A 24,431-nucleotide genomic window follows, 5' to 3' on the forward strand; every position below is an offset into this window, starting at 1 on the left:
ACAGCGTGATCACGCTCACCTTGCCACCTGTGGCCGGCGTGGGGGTCGATTGCGCGGGGAAAGAAAAATCCCTCCCCGGTGGCGGAGAGGGTGGTGGTGGTCAGGGGCGGTCTCGAACCGCCGACCTTCCGCTTTTCAGGCGGACGCTCTACCAGCTGAGCTACCTGACCGGGGAGAAAGTAAGCGGCGGTGTGTGAACACCGCCGCCTTCTCCTGGGCGACCCAGACGGGACTCGAACCCGCGACCTCCGCCGTGACAGGGCGGCACGCTAACCAACTGCGCCACTGGGCCAGATTGACTCGACGATCCTACAGCATCTCCGAGGTGGTTCTGACACCGGCCTTTCGGCCGTATCCCCAACGGGATTCGAACCCGCGTTACCGCCTTGAAAGGGCAGCGTCCTAGGCCACTAGACGATGGGGACTCGGACCCGCGGGAGCCGAAGCTCCAGGGACAGCCGTAAGCATAGAGGGTTTGTCCCCGCGCTCCAAAACGAGTTCCGGAGTGGGGCGCCGTACGCCGGGGAGGAGGTGGGCGTACGGCGCCCTGGCCGGGGAGAGCCGGCCTACTCAGCTGATCGCGCGGCCCGGGGTCAGGGGGTCGCGTCAGGGGCGATCAGCGTCGGGTACTGCGCTGCGAACAGGTCGTAGAAGCTGCGGGACGGCAGGATGTGACCCTGTGGACGGGCTGAGTCGGCGACGCCGTACGCCCAGAGGGCCGAGCGCATCCGCTGGTTCGGTGTGCCGTGGTGGCCGGCGGCGGTGAAGCCGCAGTCGCCCAGCTGGTAGAACATCTGGCCGAACGACTGGACCCGCTTCCAGTTCATCGAGGCACCGCTGGCATGGGTAAGGAAGTACGCACTGAACGCGTCCGCCATCAGCTCGGCCCAGCGCGACGCCTCGGGGCCCGGCAGGTCGTCCCGCATCAGGCCGTCGGCGTACTGGACGTGGTGACCGAACTCGTGCGCCAGGATCGCCTGCGGCGCCACATCGCCGAGTCCGACCCGGGCGAAGCCCTCCATCACGCCGTCGCCGAACGCGATCCGCTTCGGAGCGATGCCGTACCCGGGGAAGTTCTCACCACCTGAAGCCGCGTACGCGTTGAACGTGAAGATCGGCAGATCGCCGTACCCCAGGGTCGCACTGTTGAGCTCATGGGCGACCAGGTCGGCGGACACGCGGGACTGCTCCGCGTTGAAGCCGTAGACGGCGGTGAAGACCCGGTAGTTCACCTCCGGGTCGAGCATGGAGCGGCCGTGGGCAGGCACAAGCTCGATATCGCTGGACGGGATGTCCCAGAAGCGGCCCAGGTCCTTGATCGTGCGGTTGACCTGGTTGGTGAACTCACCCTGGGCGCCGTAGGTGAACGGACCGGTCTGCGGCAGGTACGCCGCGTCGATGAGCGACATCTGGAACAGCAGGACGTGGAGTACGGCGAGGATCTGCTCGAACGTCCAGGTCGACGTGTCGGGCATGACCGCGCTCACCACGGCCGGGGTTTCGGTGGAGCACTCGTACTGGGTCGGGTCGATGGCCGCGATCAGCGCGTCCCGGACCGGGTCGTCCGGCAGACCGAGCTGCGCGCGTACGGCGTCCGCCCGCGCCCGCATTGCCGGCAGATTGTCGACGATCTGCTGGATCTCCGGGGACAGTTGCTGCGGTACGGCGCTCTGGACCGCAACGCCGGCCGGGGCCGCCGAGGCGGCGGGGGTGGCCGCTAGCCCGAGCGAGAGGCCGACAGCTGCGACTGCCGACCAGACCATGCTCTTTCTCATCAGGGATCTCCTAGAGGACGGGGACGAGCGGCATCAGTATTGGCAGCGTGTAGCGGCCACTACGAGACCTCGTGCTGTCAGAAACCGGCATGGCGAGAACCTGTCGCCTGCTGATACACAGAGACATGGAGCCGCTCCAAGCACTGGGTCTCTCGGCCGCGGCCGAGGTGCTGCTGCTCGACCTGCTGCTGAACCCGGAGGCGATCCAGCAGCTTCACCCGGACGAGTGCCTGGACGAGCTGATCGGGCTCGGCCTGGTCGAACGGACCGACGACGGTCTGGTGGTCCGTCCGCCGCGGCTGGCTATGGACGCGCTCGCGGAGCGGCACACCAAGCAGGCCGCCCTGGCCCACGAGAGCGCCGATTTCCTCACCGAGCTGTGGAAGTCGGCTGCCGGCCGCCAGGACTACTTGGAGATCCTGCCGACGTACGCCGCCGCGCAGGCCGTACTGAACTCGGTCCAGTCGGACGCGCACAGCCAGGTCCGGGCCATGACGATGGGCAACCTGGCGGCCCGCGAGATCCGGATCGTCGAGGGCATGTTCGACGCGCTCGAGCGAGGCGTCAGGTACGAGGTCATCTACGGAGCCCACGTCCTCCAGGACGCCAACGCGTTGCACATGGTGCGGTCGTGCATCGAGGCCGGGGAGCACGCTCGGGTGTTCCCCCGCGTACCGCTGAACATCACTGTCGTCGACGACCGGTGGGCACTCGTCGGTGCTCGGTCGGAGGTCGAGCGTGGGCCGGAGTTCGTCGCGATGGTGGTCCACGACTCCCCGTTGCTCGCCGGGCTCGCACGGGTCTTCGATGCGCTGTGGCGGATCTCCGTACCGATCACCAGCGCGACCGACCTGAACGACGTGACCGCCGGACCGGACCTGGAGTCGAAGCGACTGCTGACCTATCTCAGCGCAGGCCTGACGGACGAGTCGATCGCTCGGGAGTTCGGCGTCAGTGAGCGCACTGTCGCGCGCCGGATCGGCCGGCTGCAGGAGGCGCTCGGCGCGCAGACCAGGTTCCAGCTCGGCGTCCAGGCGTCCCGTCAGGGCTGGCTCTGACTCACTACGCTGGCAGCGTGATCGAGATGAGCCGGGCGGACTTCGAGGTGCTGGTGTCCGAGGCGCTGGACGAGGTGCCGCCGGAGCTGGCGGCGTTGATCGACAACGTCGCGATCTTCGTCGAGGACGAGCCGCCGGCCGGGGATCCGGCGCTGCTCGGGATCTACGAGGGCATCCCGCTGACCGAGCGCGGGCACTACTACGGCGGCGTACTGCCGGACCGGATCACGATCTACCGCAACTCGACGCTGGCGATCTGCGACAGCGTGGACGACGTCGTCGACGAGGTGAACATCACCGTGGTGCACGAGATCGCGCACCACTTCGGCATCGACGACGCCCGCCTGCACGACCTCGGCTACGGATGAGCCAAGCGGAAGAACCCAAGCGGATGAGCCCAAGCGCAAGTACCGTCAGGAAGACCGCTTGAACAGCAGCTTCCAAGGCATCAGCGCGGACTCCAGCTGCACCTTGAGACTCATCTTCGAAGCACCCGCGGTCCGCTCCTCGAACCGGATCGGTACCTCGGCGATGTGCAGCCCGCGACGGACCGTGCGGTAGTTCATCTCGACCTGGAACGAGTACCCGTTGCTCTGGATGGTGGTGACGTCGATCCAGCGGAGCGTGTCCGCCTTCCAGGCCTTGAAGCCGGCGGTCGCGTCCTTCACCCCGAGCCGCAGGATCGCGTTCACGTAGAAGTTCGCCCAGGCTGACAGCGCCCGGCGGTGCCAACCCCACTCCGCCGCGGCCGAACCACCCTCGACGTACCGCGACCCGATCACCACGCCGGCGTCCGTCGTCCGCAGCGTCTCGACCATGATCGGGACCACCGAGGCCGGGTGGGACAGATCGGCGTCCATCTGGATGACGATGTCGGCGCCGTCGTCCAGGGCGCGGCTGATGCCGGCGATGTAGGCGCGGCCGAGTCCGTTCTTCTCGGTCCGGTGCAGCACCGAGACCTGCTCCGGCGACGCCTTCGCCAGTTCGTCGGCGACGTCGCCGGTACCGTCCGGGGAGTTGTCGTCGACGACCAGCATCTGCAGGCCGGGCAGGTTCAGGTCGGACAGCAGCCCGGCCAGCACGGGCAGGTTCTCCCGCTCGTTGTAGGTCGGCACCACGACCACGATCTTCGCTAGCTCACCCATGACATTCCTTCTTCGGAGACACCGGACGCTACCGTATCGGGCGGTCGAGCCGGTGACACGTCACCTGCCGAAGAACGAGTGTCGGCCAGGCCTGGCAGCCGTGGCGGATCAGAGCTCCGCCAGGGCCTCCTCGACCGTGGAGTAGATGCGGAACTGACCGCCGAGGCCGGTGACTGCGAGCGGGCGGTCGACCGGACGGCCGACGCCGACGAGGGCCAGCGTGATGTTGTGCTGACCGGCCAGGTTGCGGGCCTCGACCAGGTTGCCGAGGCCGGCGGAGCTGCAGAACGTGACGGCGGACACGTCGATCAGAACCAGTCGGGCCGGCGGTGCGACCGCGGCCCGGATCGACTCGGAGGCGAAGTCGGCGGTCGCGATGTCGATCTCACCCGACATCCGGACCAGCAGAACGCCGGCTTCCAGCTCCACGGTCGCAGCGTCGAAAGTCGTTCTGATCATCTCGCCGTCCCGCGGCTCTGGGTGGCTTGTCACGCCGGTCTCTCCCCCGGGTAGCGCCACGAACGCCGGTCGGTCCTGGCGGGATGGAACTGCCCTGCCCTCACCGTATGCCCCAACGGCTTAACGTCACAACGGGTCTGACGCGGATGACCTCGGAGCGTGACCTTGACCGGATGTAAGCGCTGCCAGCACTTAGGCGTGCCTGTCCGAAGCGTCAAGCCGTGCGGCGATGCGAGCAGTCCGCGCGACGAAGCCGACAGGCCCCAAGCCGGTGGTAAACAGGGAGGAAACAGACGACTGAAGGAGTGGACATGGGCGTACTCGACGGCAAGGCGGCTCTGGTCACCGGCGGCTCGCGCGGGATCGGAGCGGCGATCGTCCGGCGGCTGGCCGCCGACGGTGCCGTGGTGACGTTCACCTATACCAGCAGCGAGGCCGCGGCCGCGGATGTGGTCGCGGAGGTGAAGGCGGCCGGCGGCGAGGCGATTGCGGTCCAGGCCGATCAGGCCGACCTCGGTGCGGTCGACGAGCTGTTCGAGCGGGCGGCCGAGCCGACCGGCACCCTCGACATCTTCGTGTGCAACGCGGCGCAGGCGAAGGTGCAACGGATCGCGGACGTGACCGAGGCTGACTACGACGAGACGTTCGCGACCAATCTCAAAGGTCCGTACTTCGCGATCCAGCGGGCCGGCCAGGTGCTCCCCGACGGCGGCCGGATCATCGCCCTGTCCACGCTGAACACCGCGGTCCCCGGTCCGGGCATCTCCCTGTACGCCGGCAGCAAGGCGGCGCTGGAGTTGTTCGTCAGGGTCGCCGCCCGTGAGTACGGCGCCCGCCGGATCACCGTCAACGCGGTGTCGCCGGGTGCGACCGACACCGACATGTTCCACCGGGAGAACCCGCCTGAGGCCAAAGACCGTCTCGTCGGGATCACCGCGCTGGGCCGGATCGGCGAGCCGGCCGAAGTCGCCGACGTGGTCGCCTTCCTGGCCGGCCCCGACAGCCGCTGGATGACCGGCCAGAACCTCCGTGCCACCGGCGGCCTCCTCATTTGAGCACCAAGGACCTACTCGACTTGAGTACCAAGGACCTACTCGCCGACATCGACGCCGCGGCTGATCCTGCAGTGGCGGAGGTGCTGTCGCGGTACTTCCAGTTGCAGCCCGGCGGGTACGGCCACGGCGACCAGATGGTCGGGGTGAAGCTGTCGACGATCCGCGGACTGCTCAAGCCCTACCTCCGCGCCGGCCTCCCGCTGCCCGAGCTCGAGCAGGCGCTGACCAGCCCGGTCCACGAGCACCGGCTGGCGATCCTTTGCCTGCTGGCCGATCGGGCCGCCCGTGCTCTCACACCGCGTACGGCGGACTCCGCGGAAGTCACCGCGATCCACGACCTGTACCTGCGCAGTACGGCGTACATCAACAACTGGGATCTGGTCGACTGCAGTGCGGCGGACATCGTCGGCGGGTACCTGTCCGACAAGCCGCGGGACGAGCTGCACACCCTGGTCCGATCGCCGTCGTTGTGGGAGCGACGGATCGCGCTGGTCGCGACCCAATGGTTCATCAGACGCGGGGACAGTGCGGACATCTACGCGCTCGCGCCGCAGGTGCTCGACGATCCGCAGGACCTGATCCACAAGGCCTCCGGCTGGATGCTGCGGGAAGCCGGCAAACGGGTCTCGGAGGACGAGTTGCTCGCGTTCCTGGACGAGCATGCGGCGGCGATGCCGCGGACCATGCTCAGCTATGCGACCGAGCACTTCGCCCCCGACGTCCGCCGGTACTACCGAGCCTTGCGCTGACGTTTCAGTGCAGGTCGAAAGGCCTGCCGGAGGTGGCGACGTGGTCCTACCCTGAGCCCAAGTTCTGGGTGGACATCTTTGCGAATGCCCCGGTACAGCACCCCTGGTGGCACGCAGACCGGCACCCTGAACAAGGGCACCAACTATGTGTTCTGCCGGGTCTGGGGCCCGGAGGTCCGCGTGGGTACGGCGTTCAATCACTGGTGGCTGAAGACGGACCTGGATGTCGGCCCGGCGAACCAGTGGGTGTCGGCGTACTACCTGTCCCGCTGGGGCAACGACGAGGCCAAGGACAACTCCGGCCGCGACATCCCCGCCTGCGCCTGACAGCTAATTGCCGCTGGCAACAGCCTCAGCCCTCGCGGGTCTGGGCGTACGGCGGGGCTTCGACCGCGCAGTGCCGGTGGTGGTGCAGGTGGATCCGCTGCGCGGTCCGGTCGCCGATCGTGAACCAGGCCACCACGCTGCCGGAGGCGGTCAGTAGCGCTGAGATCCACACAGCCCGGTCGAACCCCTCCTGGAAGGCGGCCGGGTCGCGGTAGACGTCGCCGGTGATCCCGGCCGCCATCGGGATCGCGGCGACCGCCATCAGTTGCGCCGACCGGGCGACCGCGTTGTTCACGCCGGACGCGATCCCGGCGTGGTGGTCCTCGACCGACGACAGTACGGTCGCGGTCAGCGGCGCGACCGTCGCGACCAGGCCGAACCCGAGCACGATGACGGCCGGCAATACCGCTTCGACGTACGACGAACCCGGCTCGATCCGCAGCATCAGCAGCAAACCCACCGCCATCAATGCCGGCCCGATGGTCATCGGGAGCCTGGCGCCGATCCGCTCCGAGAGCGCACCGGACTGTCCGGACAGTGCGAGCATCAGGAGGGTCATCGGCAACAGCGCGGCTCCGGCCCAGATGGCGTCGTACCCGAGTGCGGTCTGGAGATAGACGACGAGCAGGAACGTCACCGTGCCGAACCCGCCGTACACGACGACCGTGACCAGGTTGGCGCCGGTGAACTGTCTGTTCTTGAAGATGCCGGTTGGCAGCATCGGGTGCGAACTGCGGCGTTCGACCTCGACGAACGCGACGAAGGCGAGCACTCCGATCACCAGCGAGGTCAGGACGAACGGGTCGCCGAAGCCGTCCTCGCCGGCCTGGATCAGGCCGAAGGTCAGGCCGGCCAGACCGATCGTCGCCACCCCCGCACCGGCCAGGTCGAGCTTCCCGGCCGCCGTCTCGTCGCGTGTCTCGGGGACGTGCCGCAGTGTGACCAGGACGGTGACGAGTGCGATCGGCACGTTGATCACGAAGATCAGCCGCCAGGACACGCTGTCGACCAGGCCGCCGCCGACGAACGGGCCGACTGCCGCGGCCACCGACGTCAGGCCGGACCAGGTGCCGACGGCCCTGCTGCGGTCGGAGTGCTGGAATGTGGTCTGCAGGATCGCCAGGCTGCCCGGGGTGAGCAGCGCGCCGCCGACGCCCTGCAGGACGCGGCCGGCGATCAGCACCTCGAGGTTCGGCGCGACCGCACAGATCACCGAGGCGAGCGCGAACCAGATCACCCCGGTGATGAACATCCGTCGCCGGCCGAGCCGGTCGCCGAGCGAACCGCTGAGCAGGATCAGCGACGCGAGCAGCAGCATGTAGCCGTTGATGATCCACTGCAGCCCGCTCATCTCGGCGTTCAGGTCCTCGGCCATCGCCGGCAGCGCGACGTTCACCACCGTTCCGTCCAGGAACGCCATACCGGATCCGAGGGCCGTCGCCGCAAGCACCCACCGAGCCCGGGCGGTGCCGAAAGCGATCCGCTCATCCGTCATGAGCTCAGCGTAGGCCAGGCGTGGCCCCGGCTCAGTTGGGCAGATCCAGTTGCAGTACGACGAGCGCCTTGTTGGCCGGGATGCCGGGCAGGATGCCGAGTGTGGGCGGATCGCCGACGGCACATCGGGTCTCGGTCAGCAGCGGGCAAACGGCGTTCAGCAGTCCCTGGGTGACGGTGAGATTGGTCGGCAGGGTGCCGTCGGCTCCCGCGGTGAGAGGCCGGATCGCCGCGCCGGCCCGGCGGGACACGGACGGTGTGCGCTGCACGAACGAGCCCGACAGCCGGTAGCTCAGCTGGAGCTTGGTCGCGGCAACGGTCAGCGGAAGGTCCATGGGTGCGGCGAGACTGGTCTGCTCGATCGGCACCTGCTCGCCGTCGGCGACGACCTGCAGGTTCGTCGCCCGCGGTTCCGTTCTGGCCATCATCCCGGGCAAGTGCTCACCGGAGTCCGGCAGTTGCAACTGGACGATGTCTGTGGCCTCAGGCAACATCACGTCCTCGGTGATGTCGAACGACCCGTCGTTACGCGGTACGGCGGTCAGCCGGATGCCTGGCTTGGTCACTCCAGGACCGGGACTCACCGGCACGCCTTCGGCCGGGCTGACGCTGACGGAGCCGGTCAGCCCGGGACTGGGGGCGACCGGTGTGCCGCTGGTGCCTGAACATGCGGCGGTCGCGCCGAGCCCGAGCGTCAGCGCGACCGCAACAAGTCCCCGTCTTCCTGGGTGCCGTCGACGGAGGTCCTCCACCCCCGATGCCTCGCTCGGGAGGAACTCCTGGCCCACCGCCGGTGCTCTGTTCGGAGAACTCCGTCCTGACATCAGTCATCGCCCCCCAGATCGGATCCGGGACGCTTCCTCTGGCGCCGGATCGGACTTGCGCTTACGATACGCCGAAATTAGTGGGGTGCGGCAATTAGTGCCGTATTTTTCAGGCGCACTTCGAGGGGGTTCGGAATGCAGGAACAGAGCGTGTCCGGAAAATTCCGGGCAGTATCCCAAGGGGCATTTTCGAGAATTCGGGGTCCGGTAATTCGAAGGGTGATTCCGTTACTGCTGGCGGTGACGGTCGCGGCCGCGCCGGCAGTACTGACAGCACCCGCCGACGCCGCCGCGGGGGGCAACCTGTACGTCGTCCAGGGGCTGCCGGGGAAGTCGCTGGACATCAGCATCGACGGCAAGCCGGTCGCCGGCGGGGTGGCGACCGCGAAGCTGGTGGGGCCGTTCGGTGTTGCCGCAGGCAAGCGGATGGTCACCGCCAAGCAAGGCGGAAAGCTGGTCATCCAGCGTGAGGTGACGGTCGGCTCGGGTGCCAGCCTGGACGTTGTCATCCACCAGCCGGTGTCGCCGACGGGTGCGCCGCTGATCACGACGTACGCGAACAATCTGGACGCGGTGCCGGCGGACAAGGGTGGGCTGCGGGTCGCGCACGATGCGGCCGTCGGCCCGGCCGACATCCGGGTGAACGGCAAGGTGGCGTTCGCCAACGTGGCCAACGGGGAATCGCTCGAAGCGGTCGTTCCGGCGGCGACGTACAAGGTCGACATCGTGCCGGCCGGGGCGAGTTCACCTGTTGTTCTCGGTCCGATGGATCTGCCGATCAAGGCCGGATATCTGACCCGTGTATTCGCGGTCGGTGCGCCGACGCAGAAGACGATGACAGTGGCAGCCGGGACGATCAAACTCCCGAGCACGGGATCCGGAAAGCCGGGTCTGGTGAACACCGGGACCGGCGGACAGGCAGCAGGGCTTGACCAGGCGCAGAGCTCTGCCGCTGACGAGTCCGGTCTCTGGGTCGTGGCACTGCTGGTCGGTCTGCTGGCTGCTGTGGTGACGGTCCGGAAGGTGGTCCGCCGCTGAAGAGGCTTCTGCCCGGACTGCTGCTGTTGATGTTCTGCGTGGGCCTGGAGGGGTGCTCCGCGCAGGCCGACGGTGCATCGCCGGGCCCCGGATCGGACGGCGGCGCGTCGACGCCGTCGTCCCTCCCGGGCGTTCCCGGGTTCTCGACGGTGATCACACCGACGATCCCGACTCCTTCCGGTCCGGACGGCGCGGCCTCCGCGCCGCCGGCCCGGATCGGCACGCCCGCACCGAGTCAACGGATCCGGTTCGTCCCGACCCAGGTCGTGCTGCCGGGTGGTGCGCAGGCTCCGGTGCTGCCCGCCAGCACGGTTTCCGGGCAGTTGATGGTGCCCGAAGGGGCACGAAATGTCGGCTGGTGGGACGGCGGTGCCGAGGCCGGAGACCCGTTCGGCTCTGTAGTCGTGGCCGGCCACGACTACACCAAGACCGAGGGCCTCGGCTTCTTCTCCCGGCTGCGGCACATCCAGCCGGGTGAGACCGTCGTACTCCGCGGTGCCGGCCACACGGCGTCGTACCGGGTCGGCTCGATCGTGTCGGTGCCGAAGAACGCGCTCGCGACCAAGAGCGGCGCGTTCGACCAGAAGGTCGACCACCGTTTGGTCCTCATCACCTGCACCGGTCCGTACAACGCCTCTCGCGGTGGGTACGCCGACAACCTGGTCGTCACGGCCACCGCGATCGGCCTGGCCAAGTAGCTGCTCGGCTGCGGGTCGTTGCCAACGGCAAGGTAATCCCAGGCGTCTTCGACCCTGATGGTCGTCGAGCCTGCCCTTCAGCCGGCTGCGGTCGACGGTTGCCTGCTTGCGCTTCAGCGCTAGGCTCGGCGGTCATGGCCAGGTATTTCGACGTACATCCGGAGAATCCTCAGCGGCGGGCGGTCGGTCAGGTGGTGGACCTCGTCCGTGAGGGCGGGCTGATCGCATACCCGACGGACTCCTGCTTCGCGCTCGGTTGCCAGCTGGGGAACCGGGACGGGATCGACCGGATCCGGGCCATCAGGCACCTCGACGACAAGCACCACTTCACCCTGGTCTGCCAGGACTTCGCCCAGCTCGGGCAGTTCGTGCACATCAGCAACGCGGTCTTCCGGTCGATCAAGGCGGCGACCCCGGGCAGCTACACGTTCATCCTGCCGGCCACCAAGGAGGTGCCGCGCCGGCTGCTGCACCCGAAGAAGAAGACCGTCGGCGTACGCATCCCCGACCACGTCGTGGCGCAGGCCCTGGTCACCGAGCTCGGTGAACCGCTCGTCTCCAGCACCCTGCTGCTCCCCGACCATAAGGAGCCGATGACGCAGGGGTGGGAGATCAAAGAAGAGCTGGATCACCAAGTGGACGCCGTCGTCGACGGCGAAGCCGGCACCGAACCCACCACGGTCATCGACTTCTCCGAAGACTTCCCCGAAATAGTCCGCGTCGGCGCCGGAGACCCCAAGCTCTTCGAGTAGGCGCTACCACTGGTTCCAGTGCAGGACCTGGTCGCGGGGGACGCGCTTGGCCGGACGGAAGTCGGTGCCGAGCGTGAATGCGAGCGGGATGAACGCGGCCAGCATCACCTTGTCGTACGGGACGCCGAGGATCTCGGCGAGCTCACGTTCGAGCGGTGCCTGCGCGGTTGTCCAGACCGTCCCGAGACCGCGCTCGCGGGCGGCGAGCATGAAGCTCCAGACGGCAGGCAGGATCGATCCCCAGACCCCGGACTGCACGTCGACCGACGCCCGGTCGGTGCGTCCCTCGACGGCCGGGATGACGAAGGCCGGCACCCGATGGATGTTGTCCACCAGGTAGCGCAGGCTGTCGAAGACCCGCTCGGTCGAGGCTGCGTGGTAGTTCATCCGCGACACGTCGCGGTCGGTCAGCGGGTGGCCGCTCGCCAGTGGCAGTGCACGCCGGAACACGTCGGCCACGGCCTGCCGCTGGGCCGCCTCGGTGACGACCAGGAAGTGCCAGCGTTGCCGGTTGCGGCCGGTCGGGGCCTGGGTGGCGAGATCGACGCACTCCTCGATCAGCTCGCGCGGCACGGGACGGGTGAGATCGAGGCGTCTGCGCACCGCACGCGTCGTGGACAGCACCTCGTCGGCCGACAGGTTCAGTGACATCAGGACATGACCCTTCCGGTAGAAGATCATCCGTTTCAGGATTATCTGCAAGCATAGTACCGTCCGAGTCTTGCGAGCGGGAAATGGCCGGCCCACGACAACCACCTCCACGTCCGCTTCTGCGAGAAGGTCCACCCCAACTCCCTCTACACCTGCTGACCCTCGGTGTACCTAAGGACAGGTAGTAGTCCTGTGAAGGCGGGTCCGCCGCCGCTGCCCAGGCGGGGGATCGGATGTATGCATACCTCTACGTCCTGTTCTTCGGTACGGCATGCAGACTGTGGGGCATGACGCAGACATTGGACCTCTCGCCCGACGAGTTGCTCACCACCACCCGGACGGTGCGCAAGCGGCTGGATCTGGAGAAGCCGGTTCCGGCCGAGTTGATCCGGGAGTGCATCGAGGTCGCGTTGCAGGCGCCGTCGGGGAGTAATCGGCAGACCTGGCACTGGCTGGTGATCACGGACGCCGAGAAGCGGGCGGCGATCGGGGAGTACTACCGGCTCGCGGTCGAGAAGTACCTGGCCGGCTCCGGGGCCGCCGGGAAGTTGTACGCCGACGACCCGGTCCGCGGGCCGATCCAGCGCAGGATCGGGGATGGCGTGGCCTATCTGGGTGAGCGGATGGGGCAGGTCCCTGTCCTCGTCATCCCGTGTCTGGAGGCGAAGAACCTGCCGGCGGGCAACCAGGCCGGGTTGTGGGGCTCGATCCTGCCCTCTGCGTGGAGCTACTGCCTGGCCGCACGCGCCCGCGGACTCGGTACGGCGTGGACCACCCTGCACCTGAACTACGAGCAAGAGGTCGGCGAACTGCTCGGACTGCCGGAGGACATCCGCCAGTCGGCACTGATCCCGACCGCATACACGATCGGCACCAACTTCAAGCCCGCGCCCCGGCAGCCGCTCGACGGCATCCTGCACGCCGACACCTGGTAGCACGTTGCTAAGGGCAACGGTCAGGAGGCGGCCATCTCCTCGATGGTCAGACCACTGAGAACCGACCGTGGCTCGGTGACCGTCAGATCGACCGCGGGATCGGCCGCGGCGTCGCGGACCTTCACCAGCAACCAGTCCCCACCGGTGCGGGTGAAGGCCCAAGCGCCGTTGAGTTTCACGCCGTGCAGTTGAACCTTGAAATGACCGCGTTCGATCGCCTGGGCCGGGTCCACCACCTGGTGCCGCTCGTCGCGGGTCAGGTTGGTGTAGATCCCGGCGTCCCAGACGATCACGGCGCCACTGCCGTACTGCGCGTCGGCATGCACGCCTTCGTAGGAGGCGTACTCGAGGTCGTGGTCGGTGGTGAAGACGGCGAGCCGCTTCACCACCGGATCCAGTGACGGCCCACGCGGGACCGCCCATGACTTGAGCACGCCGTCCACCTCGAGCCGGACGTCGTAGTGCAGCCGCCGGGCGTCGTGCAGCTGCACCACGAAGATCGGCCTGTTCGTCAAGCGGCGGCTGCCGCAGGCGGCTCGATCCGGTCGCGCAGCCGGTCGAGGATGCCGCGGAGCAACCGGGACACCTGCATCTGGCTCACTCCGATCTCGGCACCGATGTCCGCCTGGGTGTGACCCTCGACGAACCGTAGTTCCAAAATCTTACGCTCGCGCGGCGCGAGCGCGCTCAGCACCGGCTCGAGTACGGCGACCGCCTCGGTCCGCTCGAACGCGGTGTCGTCGGAGTCGGCGATCGTGTCGGCCAGGTTCGCGGCCGAGTCGTCGTCGACCGGGCGGTCCAGGGACAGCACCGAGAAGCAGCCGTCAGCGGCGATGGCGTCCTCGATCTCGTTGACCTGGGCCCCTATTTCGTCGGCCAGCTCCTGATGGGTCGGCTCGCGGTGCAGTTCCTGCACCAGCCGCGGCCGGACCGAGGCGATGGAACCTTGCAGTTCCTGCAGGCGGCGCGGGATCCGGACCGTCCAGGAGCAGTCCCGGAAGTACCGTTTCACCTCGCCCCGGATGGTCGGTACGGCGTACGCCAGGAACGGCGTGTCGGCGTCCGGGTTGTAGCTGCGGGCGGCCTTGACCAGGCCCAGGTACGCGACCTGGTCGAGATCGTCGGCCTCCACGCCGCGCCCGCGGAACCGCGAGGCGATGCTGTGCGCGATACCGAGGTGGAGTTCGATCGCTTGATCGAGGAGGGCCTGCCGGAGATTCTCGTCCGTGCTGGCGGCTCGCCGGCTCAGCAGGGACCTGGTTTCGCTGTCTCGGCGCTGCTTCCGATCGGTGCGGCGCGGCTCGGCGGTGGTGCTGGCAACAACGGTGTTCATGATGTCTGACCTCGCGACTCTGAGTCACGGCGCGGCACATGGTCTGGACCGCGGTCAGGAACTTCTGCTCACATTCCTACCCCACCGACCCTGGGTTATGCATCCTGACAGGCAGTAGGTTGCCGCCATGGACTGGAAGCTCGAGCTGGTGTCGGTCCCGGTGTCGGACGTCGACCGGGCCAAGGCGTTCTACACGGACAAGGTCGGCTTCGTCGCCGATCACGACCATCAGGTCAGCGAGGAACTGAGATTCGTTCAGCTCACGCCGCCCGGGTCGGCCTGCTCGATCGCGATCGGTAGCGGCATGGGCCAGGCCGAGCCCGGCTCCGTGCGCGGGCTGCAGATCGTGGTGTCCGACGCCGACGCGGCCCGCGCCGAGCTGGCGGGTCGCGGGGTGGACGTGTCGGACGTCCAGGAGATGCCGTGGGGCCGGTTCGTCTTCTTCAGCGACCCGGACGGAAACACTTGGGCACTGCAGCAGATCGTCGGTCGCGCCGACTAGTTTTTACAGCTCGCGCCGACTGGTGGTTCGGGGTTCCGGATCAATCCGAATTACCGCTAACGGTGGGTCATCTGTCGGTTGTAGGGTGGCCTTTGGCTGAGCAATCAGCCCCCCAGATGATGGTTGTGTGTCCTTGCGAGGGCGACGATGACCGGTCTTCAGCATCACCCCACAGCAGTACGACGCCACCCCACCGCTTCCGCCCCTGTCCAGAAGTCAGGTGCCATGCCAGTAGCCACTTCCCCGGCCCGGCCCGTGGCTGTCCAGGTCCGCATCGGCGGTCGCTGGATCGCCGGCCAGGAGCTGGGCCGCCGGACCGGAGCGGCCGGGGCTGACGAGGTCCTCGTCAGCCACCACGGCCACTTGGTCTGGGTCGACCAGCAGTCGGTCCGCGGGTCCTGAAAGCCCTTACCCAGCAGGGATTTCAGGAGAGAGATTTCGCAACCAGGTTGCCGATCTCGATCGCGGGCGCCGACTGCGCCGGGTCGAACAAGGTCCTGGTCAACGCGAACGCCACGCCTGAGCGCGTATCGGCCCAGGCGACGCTGCCACCCATGCCCGGCATCCCGAACGACGTCGGGCTCTCCTCCGCTGTCGAACCGAGCCGGCCGATCGGGTAGCCCAGCGCCCACGTCGCCGGATTCCCGAGCAGTTCGTCCTTCGCGACCAGAGCCGGACCGGTGATCTCCGCGACCGCCTCCGGCCGGACCAGCCGAACACCGTCGACCTCACCGATCAGAGCGGCGTACAGCTTGGCGATGCCGCGGGCGGTCAGGACGCCGCTGGACGGGGTCTCGGCGGCGAGGTGCTCAGGCATGTTGACGTGTGCGGCGCGGGGCATGACGGCGGGTGGAGTGACTCTCGCGAACATCCCGGCCAGCATGGCGAAGGTCTCCTCGGCACCGTCCGGCTCGATGAGCGTGGCGACGCGGTGCTGCTGGTCGAGCGGTACGCCGAAGTACACCTCGTCCGCGATCCCGAGCGGTTCGGCGATCTCCCGCAGTACGTCGGAAATCGTGCGACCCGTTGCGCGACGGACGATCTCGCCGACGAGATAGCCAAAGGTCTCGGCGTGGTACGTCGTCTTGGTGCCCGGCTCCCACCACGGCTCGGCAGCGGCGAGGTACGACGTCAGCTTCGTCCAGTCGGCTAGGTCCGCGAGGGTGGTGTCCGGCGGCAGGGCGGGCAGGCCGACCGAGTGGGTCAGTACATGCCGCAACGTCGCCTTCTCCTTGCCGTGCGCTGCGAACTCGGGCCAGATGTCCGCGATCGGAGAGTCGTACGCGAGAACGCCACGATCGACCAGCACGTTGGCGACAGTGGCGGACGCGCCCTTGCCGGTCGAGGCACTGAAGAACAGCGTGTCAGCGGTGACCGGGCGCCGAGTCGCGGGGGCGGAGACACCCGCGACGGCATCGACGACCAGTTCGCCGTTCTGGTACGCCGCCACCTGCAGTCCGATCTCGGTCTCGGCCAGCTCGTCGACCCGCTGCTGCACCTGCTCCTGAAGATTCGTCACGTTGCCCATCCTGTCTCCTTCGGTGTTCCGTCACTGCCAGGTCGGAGCGGGCCCCGCGTTCTTGACGTGCGGTACGGCAGACTTCGGCTGTGGAGTTGCGGCAGCTGGAGTACTTCGTGGCGGTGGCGCACGAGCGCAGTTTCACGCTGGCCGCTCGGCGGTTGCATGTGGTGCAGAGCGCGGTGAGTGCCGCGATCGCCGCGCTGGAACGCGATCTCAGGGTCACGCTGTTCGAGCGGAGCGCCCAGCGGGTGGTCCTGACGGAGGCGGGTACGGCGTTCCTGCCGGAAGCGCTGGCGGTGATGGACGCGGTCCAGGGCGCGCGTGACGTCGTCGACGAACTCGGTGCGGGCATGCGCGGGTCCGTTCGGGTCGGTTTGCTGCCGGGTCTCGGGCTGGTCGACCTGCCCGCCGCGGCCGGGGAGTTCCGCCGGAGGTACCCGAACGTCGAGCTCCAGTTGCGGGTCGACGCCGAAGGATCGGCCGGCGTGATCGTCGCGCTGCGGAACGGCGACATCGACGTGGGGTTCCTCGGGATCGCAGCCGGCAGCGTGCCGCGCGAGCTGACCGCCTGGGAGTTGCTCCGGGTCCCGCAGGTGCTCGCGGTCCCGGTCGGGCACCGGCTCGCGCGCCGGCGTTCGGTGACACTGGCCGACCTCGCGGACGAGGCGTTCGTCGACTTCCCGCCCGGGTTCGGGACCCGGACGATGATCGACCAGACCTTCGAGGCGGCCGGGATCGGACGGCACGTGGTGGTCGAGGCACTCGGCATCGAGAACGGCGTCGAGTTCGTCCGGCACGGCGTCGGCCTCGGCATCCTGCCCGGGTACGCGGTGGCGGATCAGAAGGGGATCCGGGTCGTGGCGATCACCGGCGAATCGTTCCAGTGGTCGCTCTACATGGCCACGCTGAAGAAGCGGAAACCGACCGCCGCGCTGCGGGCCCTCCTCGGTCTGGTCAGCACCCATCTCCGGCATCCGTCGGGCACCGAACCGGGTGCCGATGTACATCAACAGAATTGATTCACCCATCGACTTGAGTCGTTGGACTTGATCCATCCGACGGCGCACGATCTAGGTGTCAGCAAGACCAGGCACCGAGATCGAGGAGCAGGACGATGACCGAGAACACCACCACCGAGCGGGTCGCCATCGTGACCGGCGGATCCAGTGGCATCGGCCGCGAGGCGGCGGCCCGGCTGGGCCGCGACGGCTACGCGGTGGTGATCGTGTACAGCGGCAACCAAGCGGCGGGCGAAGAGGCCGTCAAGGAGGTCGAGCAGGCCGGCGGCCGGGGCATCGCGGTCCAGGCCGACGTCGCCGACGAGACCGCGGTGGCCGCGCTGTTCGACCGGACCGAGCAGGAGTTCGGCGGGGTCGACGTGGTCGTGCACGCGGCCGGGATCATGCCGCTGTCGCCACTGGCCGACCTCGACCTGGACGTGTTCGACCGGGTCGTGCGGACCAACCTTCGCGGCACCATCGTGGTCGACCAGCAGGCCGTCCGGCGGGTACGCAACGGCGGCGCGATCGTGAACATCTCCAGCTCGCTGACCAAGCTGGCCCGGCCCGGCTACTCCGCCTACTCCGCCACCAAGGGCGGCGTCGAGGCCATCACCCTGATCCTGGCCCGCGAACTGCGCGGCCGTGACATCACCGTCAACACCGTCGCCCCCGGTCCGACCGCGACCCCGCTGTTCTTCGAGGGCAAGCCGCAGGAACTGATCGACCGGATCGCCGCCGAGCCGCCGCTGGAGCGCCTGGGTGAGCCGACCGACATCGCCGAGATCATCGCCTTCCTGGCCGGTCCGGCCCGCTGGATCAACGGCCAGGTCATCTACGCCAACGGCGGCTCGGCCGCGTAAACCCCCTGATTTCGAAAGGAAAACCGTCATGAGCAAGACAGTCCTGATCAGTGGCGCGTCGAGCGGCTTCGGTGCACTCACCGCCCGTGCCCTCGCCGACGCCGGCCACATCGTGTACGCCGGAATGCGCGACCTCAACGGCCGGAACGCGGCGGCCGCCTCCGACGCCAAGCAGTACGCGACCGAGCACAACGTCGACCTCCGTCCCGTCGAGCTGGACATCAGCACGGACGAGTCGAGCCGCCAGGCCGTGAACACCGTGGTGAGCGAGACCGGTCGACTCGACGTACTCGTGCACAATGCCGGTCACATGGTCACCGGCCCGGCCGAAGCGTTCACGCCGGAGCAGTTGGCCGACCTGTACGACACCAACGTGGTCGGCACGCAGCGACTCAACCGCGCTGCACTCCCGCAGATGCGCGGGCAGCAGGACGGGCTGATGGTGTGGGTTGGTAGTTCGAGCACGCGCGGTGGGACCCCGCCGTACCTGGCTCCGTACTTCGCGGCGAAGGCGGCGATGGACGCGCTGGCGCAGAGCTACGCGCTGGAGGTCGCGCGCTTCGGGATCGAGACCACGATCGTCGTACCGGGCGCCTTCACCCACGGGACCAACCACTTCGCCCACAGCGGCAAGCCGGCCGACACCGACATCGTGTCTGCGTACGAGACGAAGTACGCCGGTCTGATGGAGCAGGTCAGCCAGAAGCTGGCCGAGCTCGAGCCGGCCTGGGCCGATGTCGCCGAGGTGGCCAAGGAGATCGTCACCGTGGTGGGCACCGAGAAGGGCCGGCGGCCGTTCCGGGTGCACATCGACCCGTCCGACGACGGTGCCACGGTGGTGAACGGGGTCGCCGACCGGGTCCGCGCCGAACTGCTCCGGCGGATCGGCCTGGACGACCTCCTCCACCCGGTGGCATGAGGGGCCTGATCGACGTCCACTCGCACTTCCTGCGGCCGGAGTACGTGGCAGCAGCGGAACGCGCCGGGCATCTCCGTCCAGACGGGATGCCCGGCTGGCCGGAGTGGAGCGTCCGCAAGCAGCTCGGCCTGATGGACCGCAACGAGATCGCGACCGCTCTGCTGTCCGTGTCGTCGCCGGGGGTGCACTTCGGCGACGACTTCCGGGCGCAGGTGCTGGCCCGGCGGATGAACGAGGCCGCGGCCGAGCTGGGCCGCGACCACCCGGGACGGTTCGGCTCCTTCGCCAGCCTGCCGCTGCCGGATGTCGATGGTGCCCTGGTCGAACTGGATTACGCGTACGACGTCCTGCACGCGGACGGCGTCGTACTGATGAGCAACGCCGGCGGTCAGTATCCGGGTGAGCCGTCGTGGGAGCCGTTGTGGCATGCGTTGAACGACAGGTCGGCGCTGGTGTTGCTGCACCCGACCTCGCCGCCGCAGTGGCGACAGGTCGCCCTGGACCGCCCGCGGCCGATGATCGAGTTCGTCTTCGACAGCGCCCGGGCGGTCACCGACCTCGCTCTCACCGGGGTGTTCGCCCGGTACCCCGACATCCGCTTCATCGTCTCGCCCGCCGGTGCTCTCCCGATGATCGCCGAACGCCTCGATCTCTTCCAGTCAACGTTCACACCCCCGTCCGGCGGTCTGCCCAGCGTCGCCTCCCAGCTGCAAACCCTCTGGTATGACTCCACCGGCGCGTCTGCACCCGACAGCCCCGACCGTCTCGTCTTCGGTAGTGGCTACTGCTTCACTCCGACGGACGCGGTCTCCCGCCACCTCGCCGGCCTCGACGTCGCCGTACCCGGCTGGCGGGAGCACGCGAAGACCAACGCGTCCGAACTCATTTCAGCCCGCGCGCATAATCGTGTGCGAACTTGATCGTCCGTTCCCGCTCCTCATCGGTGCCGACCGGGCAGAGCAGGAACTCGGTCGCTCCGGCCTCCGCGAACCGCTCGATTTCCTTCGCGACGGCCGACTCGTCGCCCAGTACGGCGGTGTCCTCCGGCCCCGCCTTGCCGCCGCGATCCAGAACTGCTCTGTAGGCGGGCATGTCGCCGGCCGGCCCGAACCGGGCCCGGATCCACTCGCGGGTCGCGTCCGGATCGTCGGTCAACGCGACGCACGCGCCGGCGATGATCTGCGGCCGCGGGCGACCCGCAGCCGTCGCGGCCTGGTCGATCGTCGGCCGGATGAAGCTCTCGATCACCTCCGGTCCGACCCAACTGGTCGTCGTACCGGCGGTCAGCTCACCCGCGATCTTCAGCATCCGCGGGCCCAGCGCGGCCAGGATCAGCTCAGGCGCCTCAGTCCCCGGGATCTCGATGTGCCCGCGGGCGGTGAGCTTCTCGCCCTCGTACGCGACCGGCTCGCCGGACAGCAGTGGCCCGAGGGCTTCGACGTACTCGCGCATGTAGCGGGCCGGCTGCTCCATCGACAGCCCGAACATGCCCTCGATGATCTGCGGATGACTCGACCCGATCCCGAGCGTCAGCCGGTTGCCGATCACCGCCTGCACGCTGAGTGCCTGCGCTGCCAGCGCGAGCGGGTGCCGGGGATAGACCGGCACGATGCCGACCGCGAACTGGATGGTCGAGGTGAACGGCGCCGCCCCGGCGATCAGCGTGAGTGCGTCCCATCCGAGCCGCTGGCTGAACCAGATCCGGTCGATGCCGTGCTCCTCAGCGGCCTTCGCGGCCGCGCCCACCTCGTCGATGCGCAGGTTCTCTTCGTCGATCCACAGTCCGAGTCTCATGTCCATCAGTCAACGAGCCCGGGGAGCGGTGACCAAGCCCCGATTACGCTGGGCAGCGATAACGACTCGTGATCGCTGGAGGTCCCCGATGGAGCTACGGCAGCTGCGGTACTTCGTCACCGTCGCCGAGGAACTCCACTTCGGCAAGGCCGCCGAGCGGCTCAACATCGTCCAGCCCGCGGTCAGTCAGCAGGTGGCCCGGCTGGAACGCGAACTCGGCCTGAAGCTGCTCGACCGGTCCTCCCGCCACGTCCGGCTGACCGGTGACGGCGAGCGGATGCTGCGCGAGGCACGGACGATCCTCGCAGCCGCCGACCGCGCCACCGAGGTCGCGGCGGAGCTGGTTTCCGGACAGAGCGGCGTACTGCGCATCGGGACCGCGCAGGGACTGCGGGATCGGCTCGAGCGTGGGTTGGCCGTGCTGCGGTCGGACAGTCCGGGAATCGAGATCAAGCTCAGCTCGGGCTCGGCCGCGGATCACCTCGAGGCGCTGCGCGCGGGTGAGCTCGACGTCGCGTTCGTCCGCGGTGAGGTGGCTGCCGCCGATCTCCAGGTGGTCGAGCTCTGGCGGGATCCGCTGTCCGTCCTGGTGCCATCGGCGTACCGGGCTGACGGCGGCGTGAAGCTCATCGACCTGGCGGGTCTGCCCTTGCGGTTGCCGGCCGATCCTTGGCTGCTCGAGCGGATGGTCGGCGCCTGCCGGGAGGCCGGGTTCGAACCGCTGGCGGGTCGTCCGGTGGACAACCTGGAGGACACGGTCGTCGAGATGTCGACCGGTGCGCCGGCCTGGACCGTGGTTTACGGCACGTCCTGTGAACCGGCCGAGGGTGCGTTGTGGATGGGGCCGTTCGCGCCGACGCTGTCCGCGCCGGGCAACCTCGTGCTCGCGGTGGGCGATGTGCCGGTCTGCCTGGATGTGCTGGTGAGGGCCTTCGGTTGACAACCCCGGCGGGCCCTGACAGCACCGCCGGGGTGACGGTTGATCTCTCAACAGCCCGGATCGTATGCGGAATCCCCTGTCCCGAGGAGTGGTCGTCTCAGGAAAAGACGCGTGCGAATGATGGCGCCCGGTGACCGGTCGCTGACGGAGCGGGCTTATCGTTGGTTCTTGCAACCATAACCAGGCCTGGGTGAGGACCCGGTGTCCCGACGTGCGCAGGTACGCCGGGACACGTGCCGGCCGTTTCCGCCCCGGAGCAGCGCTGACCCGCTGCCCCGGCCCCGAAGCGACCCCGCGTACGAACGGAACCCGATGTCTGCCACCCGGACCGAGGCCATCGACTCGGCGACGGCCCATCCTGCCGCCTCCGAGCAACCCCCAGCCCGCTACCGCTCGATGTACGCCGAGGACCGCCCGGCGCCGTCCAGCCCACCACCGGCCGCCGCCATCACGGATCCGGGGCTGACGCACCGCGAGATCCTCGAGATCCTGGCCGGCCTGCTCGCGGCCCTGTTCACCGCGGTGCTCAGCTCGACCATCGTCAGCAACGCACTGCCGACGATCATCGCGGACCTGCACGGCACGCAGACGCAGTACACCTGGGTCGTCACCGCCAGCCTGCTCGCGATGACCGTGTCGACGCCGGTCTGGGGCAAGCTGTCCGACCTGATGAGCAAGAAGATGCTCGTCCAGCTCGCGATCATCCTGTTCGTGGCCGGATCCGCGCTGGCCGGCGCCGCCCACAACGTCCCGTTCCTGATCGGTGCACGGGTCCTGCAGGGTCTGGCGATGGGCGGTCTGATGGCGCTCGCGCAGGCGATCGTCGGTGCGGCGATCCCGCCGCGCAGCCGCGGCCGGTACTCCGGCTACATGGGTGCCGTGATGGCGGTCGCCACCGTGTCCGGGCCGTTGGTCGGTGGCGTCATCGTCGACACCTCGTGGCTCGGCTGGCGCTGGTGCTTCTACGTCTGCGTGCCGCTCGCCGTAGTTTCGTTGATCGTGCTGCAGCGGTACCTGCACCTGCCATTGGTCAAGCGCACGGTGAAGCTGGACTACTTCGGCGCGATCCTGATCGCGGGCGCGGCCAGCCTGCCGCTGATCTGGGTGTCGTTCGCGGGCGAGCACTTCCCGTGGTGGTCCTGGCAGACCGGCGCCTACCTGGGCGGTACGGCGCTGCTCGCCATCCTGGCCGTGATCGTCGAGACCCACGCGCGCGAGCCGCTCGTCCCGGTGCAGGTGGTCCGCGAACGGACCACCGCGCTGGCGATCCTGGCCAGCCTCGCGGTCGGCATTGCGATGTTCGGCAGCGCGGTGTTCCTCGGGCAGTACTTCCAGATCGCCCGCGGCTACAGCCCGACCGAGGCCGGGTTGCTGACGATCCCCATGATGTTCGGCTCGTTCCTCGGATCGGTCGGGTCCGGGCAGCTGATCACCCGGTTCGGCAAGTGGAAGCGGTACCTCGTGATCGGTGGCTTGTTCCTCACCGCGGGGCTCGCGGTGCTTGGGACGATCGACCACGCGTCGCCGTACTGGTACGGCGGCTGCGGCATGCTGTCGATGGGCATCGGCATGGGCATGATGATGCAGAACCTGGTGCTCGCCGTACAGAACACCGTCGACGTCAGCCAGGTCGGTGCGTCGAGTGCCACCGTCACGTTCTTCCGCAGCCTCGGCGGTGCTGTCGGTGTCTCGGTGCTCGGGGCGGTGCTGGCGACCCAGGTCACCGATCTGATCGCCGAGAACCTGCGCGCCCTCGGGCCTGAGGCGGCCGCGGCAGTGCAGAGCGGGGGCGGCGGGAGTGTGCTCGACGTCAACTCCCTGCCGGCGCCCGTCGCCGAGATCGTGCGGCACGCGTACGGCGATGCGACCGGGAAGATCTTCGTGATCGCGGCGTGCTCGGCGGTCGTCAGTCTGCTCGCCGTGCTGTTCATCCGCGAGGTGCCGCTGCGGCGGACGGTCGGGATAATCGACGAGGGTGAGGAGCCCGCCGGCACGACAGCTGAGGTGCCGGATGATCCGGCGGAGCGGGCGGCTGTGGTCGCGCTCGATGTGATCACCTCGGCCGAGCGGACCGCTCGCGAGCGTGAGCGCGAGGCCAACGAACGCGTCCAGGCCGCTTCCACGGTGATCCGTCAGATGCGGACCGACGTCGCCGACCTCTTCACCCGGGTCGACCAGCAGATCGCTGCCCTGGAGGACGCCCTCCCCGACGTGGTTCCCCAACCGGCTGCCGCCATTCTCGACTCCCAGCGACCGGCGGGAGAGTTGGTCGACGAACTGCGGCGTTACGAACTGAGCGTCCTCAGCGCGAGCCAGCGCACTGCCGACCACCTCCGTGAAACCGCCAAGACCGAAGCTGACCAACTCCTGGCCGAGGCCCGAGCGGAGGAGCAAGAGGTCCGGGCCCGGATCGCCGAACTGGAAGCCGTCGAACAACGCCTCCTCGGCACCATCCGCGATGGCCTCTCCAACACTCCACCACCCCCGCCGGCGCCTCACCCCGCAGGCAACGGCTACCCCAGTGAGACGTCCGGAAGCGCCAGGCGTTCGGGTGAACGTAACGACAGGAGGTAGTGGCCTCCAGCCGGCGATGTGGGTGC

At 68.4% G+C, this 24,431-nt stretch carries 27 protein-coding genes and 3 tRNA genes; 17 read left to right on the forward strand and 13 right to left on the reverse strand.

The window, feature by feature from the left end; all coding sequences use genetic code 11:
- Window positions 1-94 precede the first annotated feature (94 nt).
- The 4 genes from ACIBG5_RS09815 to ACIBG5_RS09830 all read right to left on the reverse strand — a co-directional run bounded on the left by ACIBG5_RS09815 (window position 95) and on the right by ACIBG5_RS09830 (window position 1,775).
- Window positions 95-170, reverse strand: a tRNA-Phe gene (locus ACIBG5_RS09815).
- A gap of 48 nt (window positions 171-218) precedes the next feature.
- Window positions 219-292 (reverse strand) — tRNA-Asp (locus ACIBG5_RS09820).
- 60 nt (window positions 293-352) lie between these two features.
- A tRNA-Glu gene (locus ACIBG5_RS09825) sits at window positions 353-425 on the reverse strand.
- Between the two features lie 168 nt (window positions 426-593).
- Window positions 594-1,775: a hypothetical protein gene (locus ACIBG5_RS09830; RefSeq protein WP_396391140.1), complete on the reverse strand. Its 1,182-nt coding sequence runs from the start codon at window positions 1,773-1,775 to the stop codon at window positions 594-596.
- A 125-nt stretch (window positions 1,776-1,900) separates the two neighbouring features.
- Here ACIBG5_RS09830 and ACIBG5_RS09835 point away from each other — a divergent pair, with 125 nt between their 5' ends.
- Window positions 1,901-2,833 carry a hypothetical protein gene (locus tag ACIBG5_RS09835; RefSeq protein ID WP_396391141.1) on the forward strand — a complete coding sequence of 311 codons (933 nt, stop codon included), beginning with the start codon at window positions 1,901-1,903 and terminating at the stop codon, window positions 2,831-2,833.
- Window positions 2,834-2,859: 26 nt separating this feature from the next.
- Complete coding sequence (locus ACIBG5_RS09840) at window positions 2,860-3,201, forward strand: metallopeptidase family protein (RefSeq protein ID WP_396392032.1); 342 nt, start codon at window positions 2,860-2,862, stop codon at window positions 3,199-3,201.
- A 45-nt stretch (window positions 3,202-3,246) separates the two neighbouring features.
- Here ACIBG5_RS09840 and ACIBG5_RS09845 read toward each other — a convergent pair whose 3' ends face one another.
- Both ACIBG5_RS09845 and ACIBG5_RS09850 read right to left on the reverse strand, forming a co-directional pair.
- Window positions 3,247-3,978, reverse strand: coding sequence for a polyprenol monophosphomannose synthase (locus ACIBG5_RS09845; protein ID WP_131361578.1), 732 nt, complete (start codon window positions 3,976-3,978; stop codon window positions 3,247-3,249).
- 108 nt (window positions 3,979-4,086) lie between these two features.
- Window positions 4,087-4,437, reverse strand: a complete 351-nt coding sequence (locus ACIBG5_RS09850) for an STAS domain-containing protein (protein ID WP_396391142.1) — start codon at window positions 4,435-4,437, stop codon at window positions 4,087-4,089.
- A gap of 311 nt (window positions 4,438-4,748) precedes the next feature.
- Between ACIBG5_RS09850 and ACIBG5_RS09855 the strand changes: the two genes are divergently transcribed.
- From ACIBG5_RS09855 to ACIBG5_RS09865, 3 genes are all read left to right on the forward strand, one after another.
- Window positions 4,749-5,492 carry an SDR family oxidoreductase gene (locus ACIBG5_RS09855; protein WP_396391143.1) on the forward strand — a complete coding sequence of 248 codons (744 nt, stop codon included), beginning with the start codon at window positions 4,749-4,751 and terminating at the stop codon, window positions 5,490-5,492.
- Between the two features lie 20 nt (window positions 5,493-5,512).
- Complete coding sequence (locus ACIBG5_RS09860; RefSeq protein WP_396391144.1) at window positions 5,513-6,241, forward strand: DNA alkylation repair protein; 729 nt, start codon at window positions 5,513-5,515, stop codon at window positions 6,239-6,241.
- An 84-nt stretch (window positions 6,242-6,325) separates the two neighbouring features.
- Window positions 6,326-6,568 carry a hypothetical protein gene (locus ACIBG5_RS09865; protein WP_396391145.1) on the forward strand — a complete coding sequence of 81 codons (243 nt, stop codon included), beginning with the start codon at window positions 6,326-6,328 and terminating at the stop codon, window positions 6,566-6,568.
- A 25-nt stretch (window positions 6,569-6,593) separates the two neighbouring features.
- Here ACIBG5_RS09865 and ACIBG5_RS09870 read toward each other — a convergent pair whose 3' ends face one another.
- Both ACIBG5_RS09870 and ACIBG5_RS09875 read right to left on the reverse strand, forming a co-directional pair.
- On the reverse strand, window positions 6,594-8,063 hold the full coding sequence (locus tag ACIBG5_RS09870) for a DHA2 family efflux MFS transporter permease subunit (protein WP_396391146.1): 1,470 nt from the start codon (window positions 8,061-8,063) through the stop codon (window positions 6,594-6,596).
- Between the two features lie 31 nt (window positions 8,064-8,094).
- Window positions 8,095-8,850, reverse strand: a complete 756-nt coding sequence (locus ACIBG5_RS09875; RefSeq protein WP_396391147.1) for a hypothetical protein — start codon at window positions 8,848-8,850, stop codon at window positions 8,095-8,097.
- Between the two features lie 255 nt (window positions 8,851-9,105).
- Here ACIBG5_RS09875 and ACIBG5_RS09880 point away from each other — a divergent pair, with 255 nt between their 5' ends.
- The 3 genes from ACIBG5_RS09880 (at window position 9,106) to ACIBG5_RS09890 (ending at window position 11,374) form a co-directional block, all read left to right on the forward strand.
- Window positions 9,106-9,924 carry a DUF4397 domain-containing protein gene (locus ACIBG5_RS09880; protein WP_396391148.1) on the forward strand — a complete coding sequence of 273 codons (819 nt, stop codon included), beginning with the start codon at window positions 9,106-9,108 and terminating at the stop codon, window positions 9,922-9,924.
- A 29-nt stretch (window positions 9,925-9,953) separates the two neighbouring features.
- A complete protein-coding gene (locus tag ACIBG5_RS09885; protein ID WP_396391149.1) occupies window positions 9,954-10,622 on the forward strand; it encodes a sortase domain-bontaining protein in 669 nt (222 codons plus the stop codon).
- Between the two features lie 134 nt (window positions 10,623-10,756).
- Window positions 10,757-11,374, forward strand: a complete 618-nt coding sequence (locus ACIBG5_RS09890) for an L-threonylcarbamoyladenylate synthase (protein ID WP_396391150.1) — start codon at window positions 10,757-10,759, stop codon at window positions 11,372-11,374.
- Window positions 11,375-11,377: 3 nt separating this feature from the next.
- On the opposite strand, the gene ACIBG5_RS09895 is transcribed toward ACIBG5_RS09890, so the two are convergent.
- Window positions 11,378-12,055, reverse strand: coding sequence for a nitroreductase family protein (locus tag ACIBG5_RS09895; RefSeq protein WP_396391151.1), 678 nt, complete (start codon window positions 12,053-12,055; stop codon window positions 11,378-11,380).
- A 257-nt stretch (window positions 12,056-12,312) separates the two neighbouring features.
- On the opposite strand from ACIBG5_RS09895, the gene ACIBG5_RS09900 reads away from it, so the two are divergent.
- Window positions 12,313-12,960 (forward strand): nitroreductase family protein, encoded by a 648-nt coding sequence (locus ACIBG5_RS09900; protein WP_396391152.1) that lies wholly within the window; start codon window positions 12,313-12,315, stop codon window positions 12,958-12,960.
- Between the two features lie 20 nt (window positions 12,961-12,980).
- Here the strand turns inward: ACIBG5_RS09900 and ACIBG5_RS09905 are convergent, their stop codons facing one another.
- Together ACIBG5_RS09905 and ACIBG5_RS09910 are read right to left on the reverse strand one after the other, a co-directional pair.
- Complete coding sequence (locus ACIBG5_RS09905) at window positions 12,981-13,475, reverse strand: DNA polymerase ligase N-terminal domain-containing protein (protein WP_396391153.1); 495 nt, start codon at window positions 13,473-13,475, stop codon at window positions 12,981-12,983.
- Window positions 13,472-14,293 (reverse strand): SigB/SigF/SigG family RNA polymerase sigma factor, encoded by an 822-nt coding sequence (locus ACIBG5_RS09910; protein WP_396391154.1) that lies wholly within the window; start codon window positions 14,291-14,293, stop codon window positions 13,472-13,474. The genes ACIBG5_RS09905 and ACIBG5_RS09910 overlap by 4 nt, the downstream gene beginning before the upstream one ends.
- A 127-nt stretch (window positions 14,294-14,420) precedes the next feature.
- Between ACIBG5_RS09910 and ACIBG5_RS09915 the strand changes: the two genes are divergently transcribed.
- Window positions 14,421-14,795, forward strand: a complete 375-nt coding sequence (locus ACIBG5_RS09915; protein WP_131511081.1) for a glyoxalase superfamily protein — start codon at window positions 14,421-14,423, stop codon at window positions 14,793-14,795.
- 225 nt (window positions 14,796-15,020) lie between these two features.
- The gene (locus tag ACIBG5_RS09920) at window positions 15,021-15,197 is read left to right on the forward strand and encodes a hypothetical protein (protein ID WP_360455520.1); all 177 of its coding nucleotides are present in this window, start codon (window positions 15,021-15,023) and stop codon (window positions 15,195-15,197) included.
- A gap of 22 nt (window positions 15,198-15,219) precedes the next feature.
- Here ACIBG5_RS09920 and ACIBG5_RS09925 read toward each other — a convergent pair whose 3' ends face one another.
- Window positions 15,220-16,323 (reverse strand): serine hydrolase domain-containing protein, encoded by a 1,104-nt coding sequence (locus tag ACIBG5_RS09925; protein ID WP_396391155.1) that lies wholly within the window; start codon window positions 16,321-16,323, stop codon window positions 15,220-15,222.
- Window positions 16,324-16,403: 80 nt separating this feature from the next.
- On the opposite strand from ACIBG5_RS09925, the gene ACIBG5_RS09930 reads away from it, so the two are divergent.
- The 4 genes from ACIBG5_RS09930 to ACIBG5_RS09945 all read left to right on the forward strand — a co-directional run bounded on the left by ACIBG5_RS09930 (window position 16,404) and on the right by ACIBG5_RS09945 (window position 20,017).
- Entirely contained in the window at window positions 16,404-17,336 is a 933-nt protein-coding gene (locus ACIBG5_RS09930) for a LysR family transcriptional regulator (RefSeq protein ID WP_396391156.1), read from the forward strand.
- Window positions 17,337-17,431: 95 nt separating this feature from the next.
- Entirely contained in the window at window positions 17,432-18,178 is a 747-nt protein-coding gene (locus ACIBG5_RS09935) for an SDR family oxidoreductase (protein ID WP_360455529.1), read from the forward strand.
- Window positions 18,179-18,206: 28 nt separating this feature from the next.
- Entirely contained in the window at window positions 18,207-19,097 is an 891-nt protein-coding gene (locus ACIBG5_RS09940) for an SDR family oxidoreductase (protein ID WP_396391157.1), read from the forward strand.
- Window positions 19,094-20,017 (forward strand): amidohydrolase family protein, encoded by a 924-nt coding sequence (locus ACIBG5_RS09945; protein ID WP_396391158.1) that lies wholly within the window; start codon window positions 19,094-19,096, stop codon window positions 20,015-20,017. Before ACIBG5_RS09940 ends, ACIBG5_RS09945 begins: the two co-directional genes overlap by 4 nt.
- Here ACIBG5_RS09945 and ACIBG5_RS09950 read toward each other — a convergent pair.
- On the reverse strand, window positions 19,980-20,891 hold the full coding sequence (locus tag ACIBG5_RS09950; protein ID WP_396391159.1) for a TIGR03564 family F420-dependent LLM class oxidoreductase: 912 nt from the start codon (window positions 20,889-20,891) through the stop codon (window positions 19,980-19,982). The two genes, ACIBG5_RS09945 and ACIBG5_RS09950, sit on opposite strands and share 38 nt — an antisense overlap.
- Before the next feature lie 88 nt (window positions 20,892-20,979).
- Between ACIBG5_RS09950 and ACIBG5_RS09955 the strand changes: the two genes are divergently transcribed.
- Together ACIBG5_RS09955 and ACIBG5_RS09960 are read left to right on the forward strand one after the other, a co-directional pair.
- Complete coding sequence (locus tag ACIBG5_RS09955; protein WP_396391160.1) at window positions 20,980-21,831, forward strand: LysR family transcriptional regulator; 852 nt, start codon at window positions 20,980-20,982, stop codon at window positions 21,829-21,831.
- A 312-nt stretch (window positions 21,832-22,143) separates the two neighbouring features.
- Window positions 22,144-24,405, forward strand: a complete 2,262-nt coding sequence (locus ACIBG5_RS09960; protein ID WP_396391161.1) for an MFS transporter — start codon at window positions 22,144-22,146, stop codon at window positions 24,403-24,405.
- Window positions 24,406-24,431 lie beyond the last annotated feature (26 nt).

It is taken from the genome of Kribbella sp. NPDC050241 (assembly GCF_044459685.1).
Taxonomy (GTDB): domain Bacteria; phylum Actinomycetota; class Actinomycetes; order Propionibacteriales; family Kribbellaceae; genus Kribbella.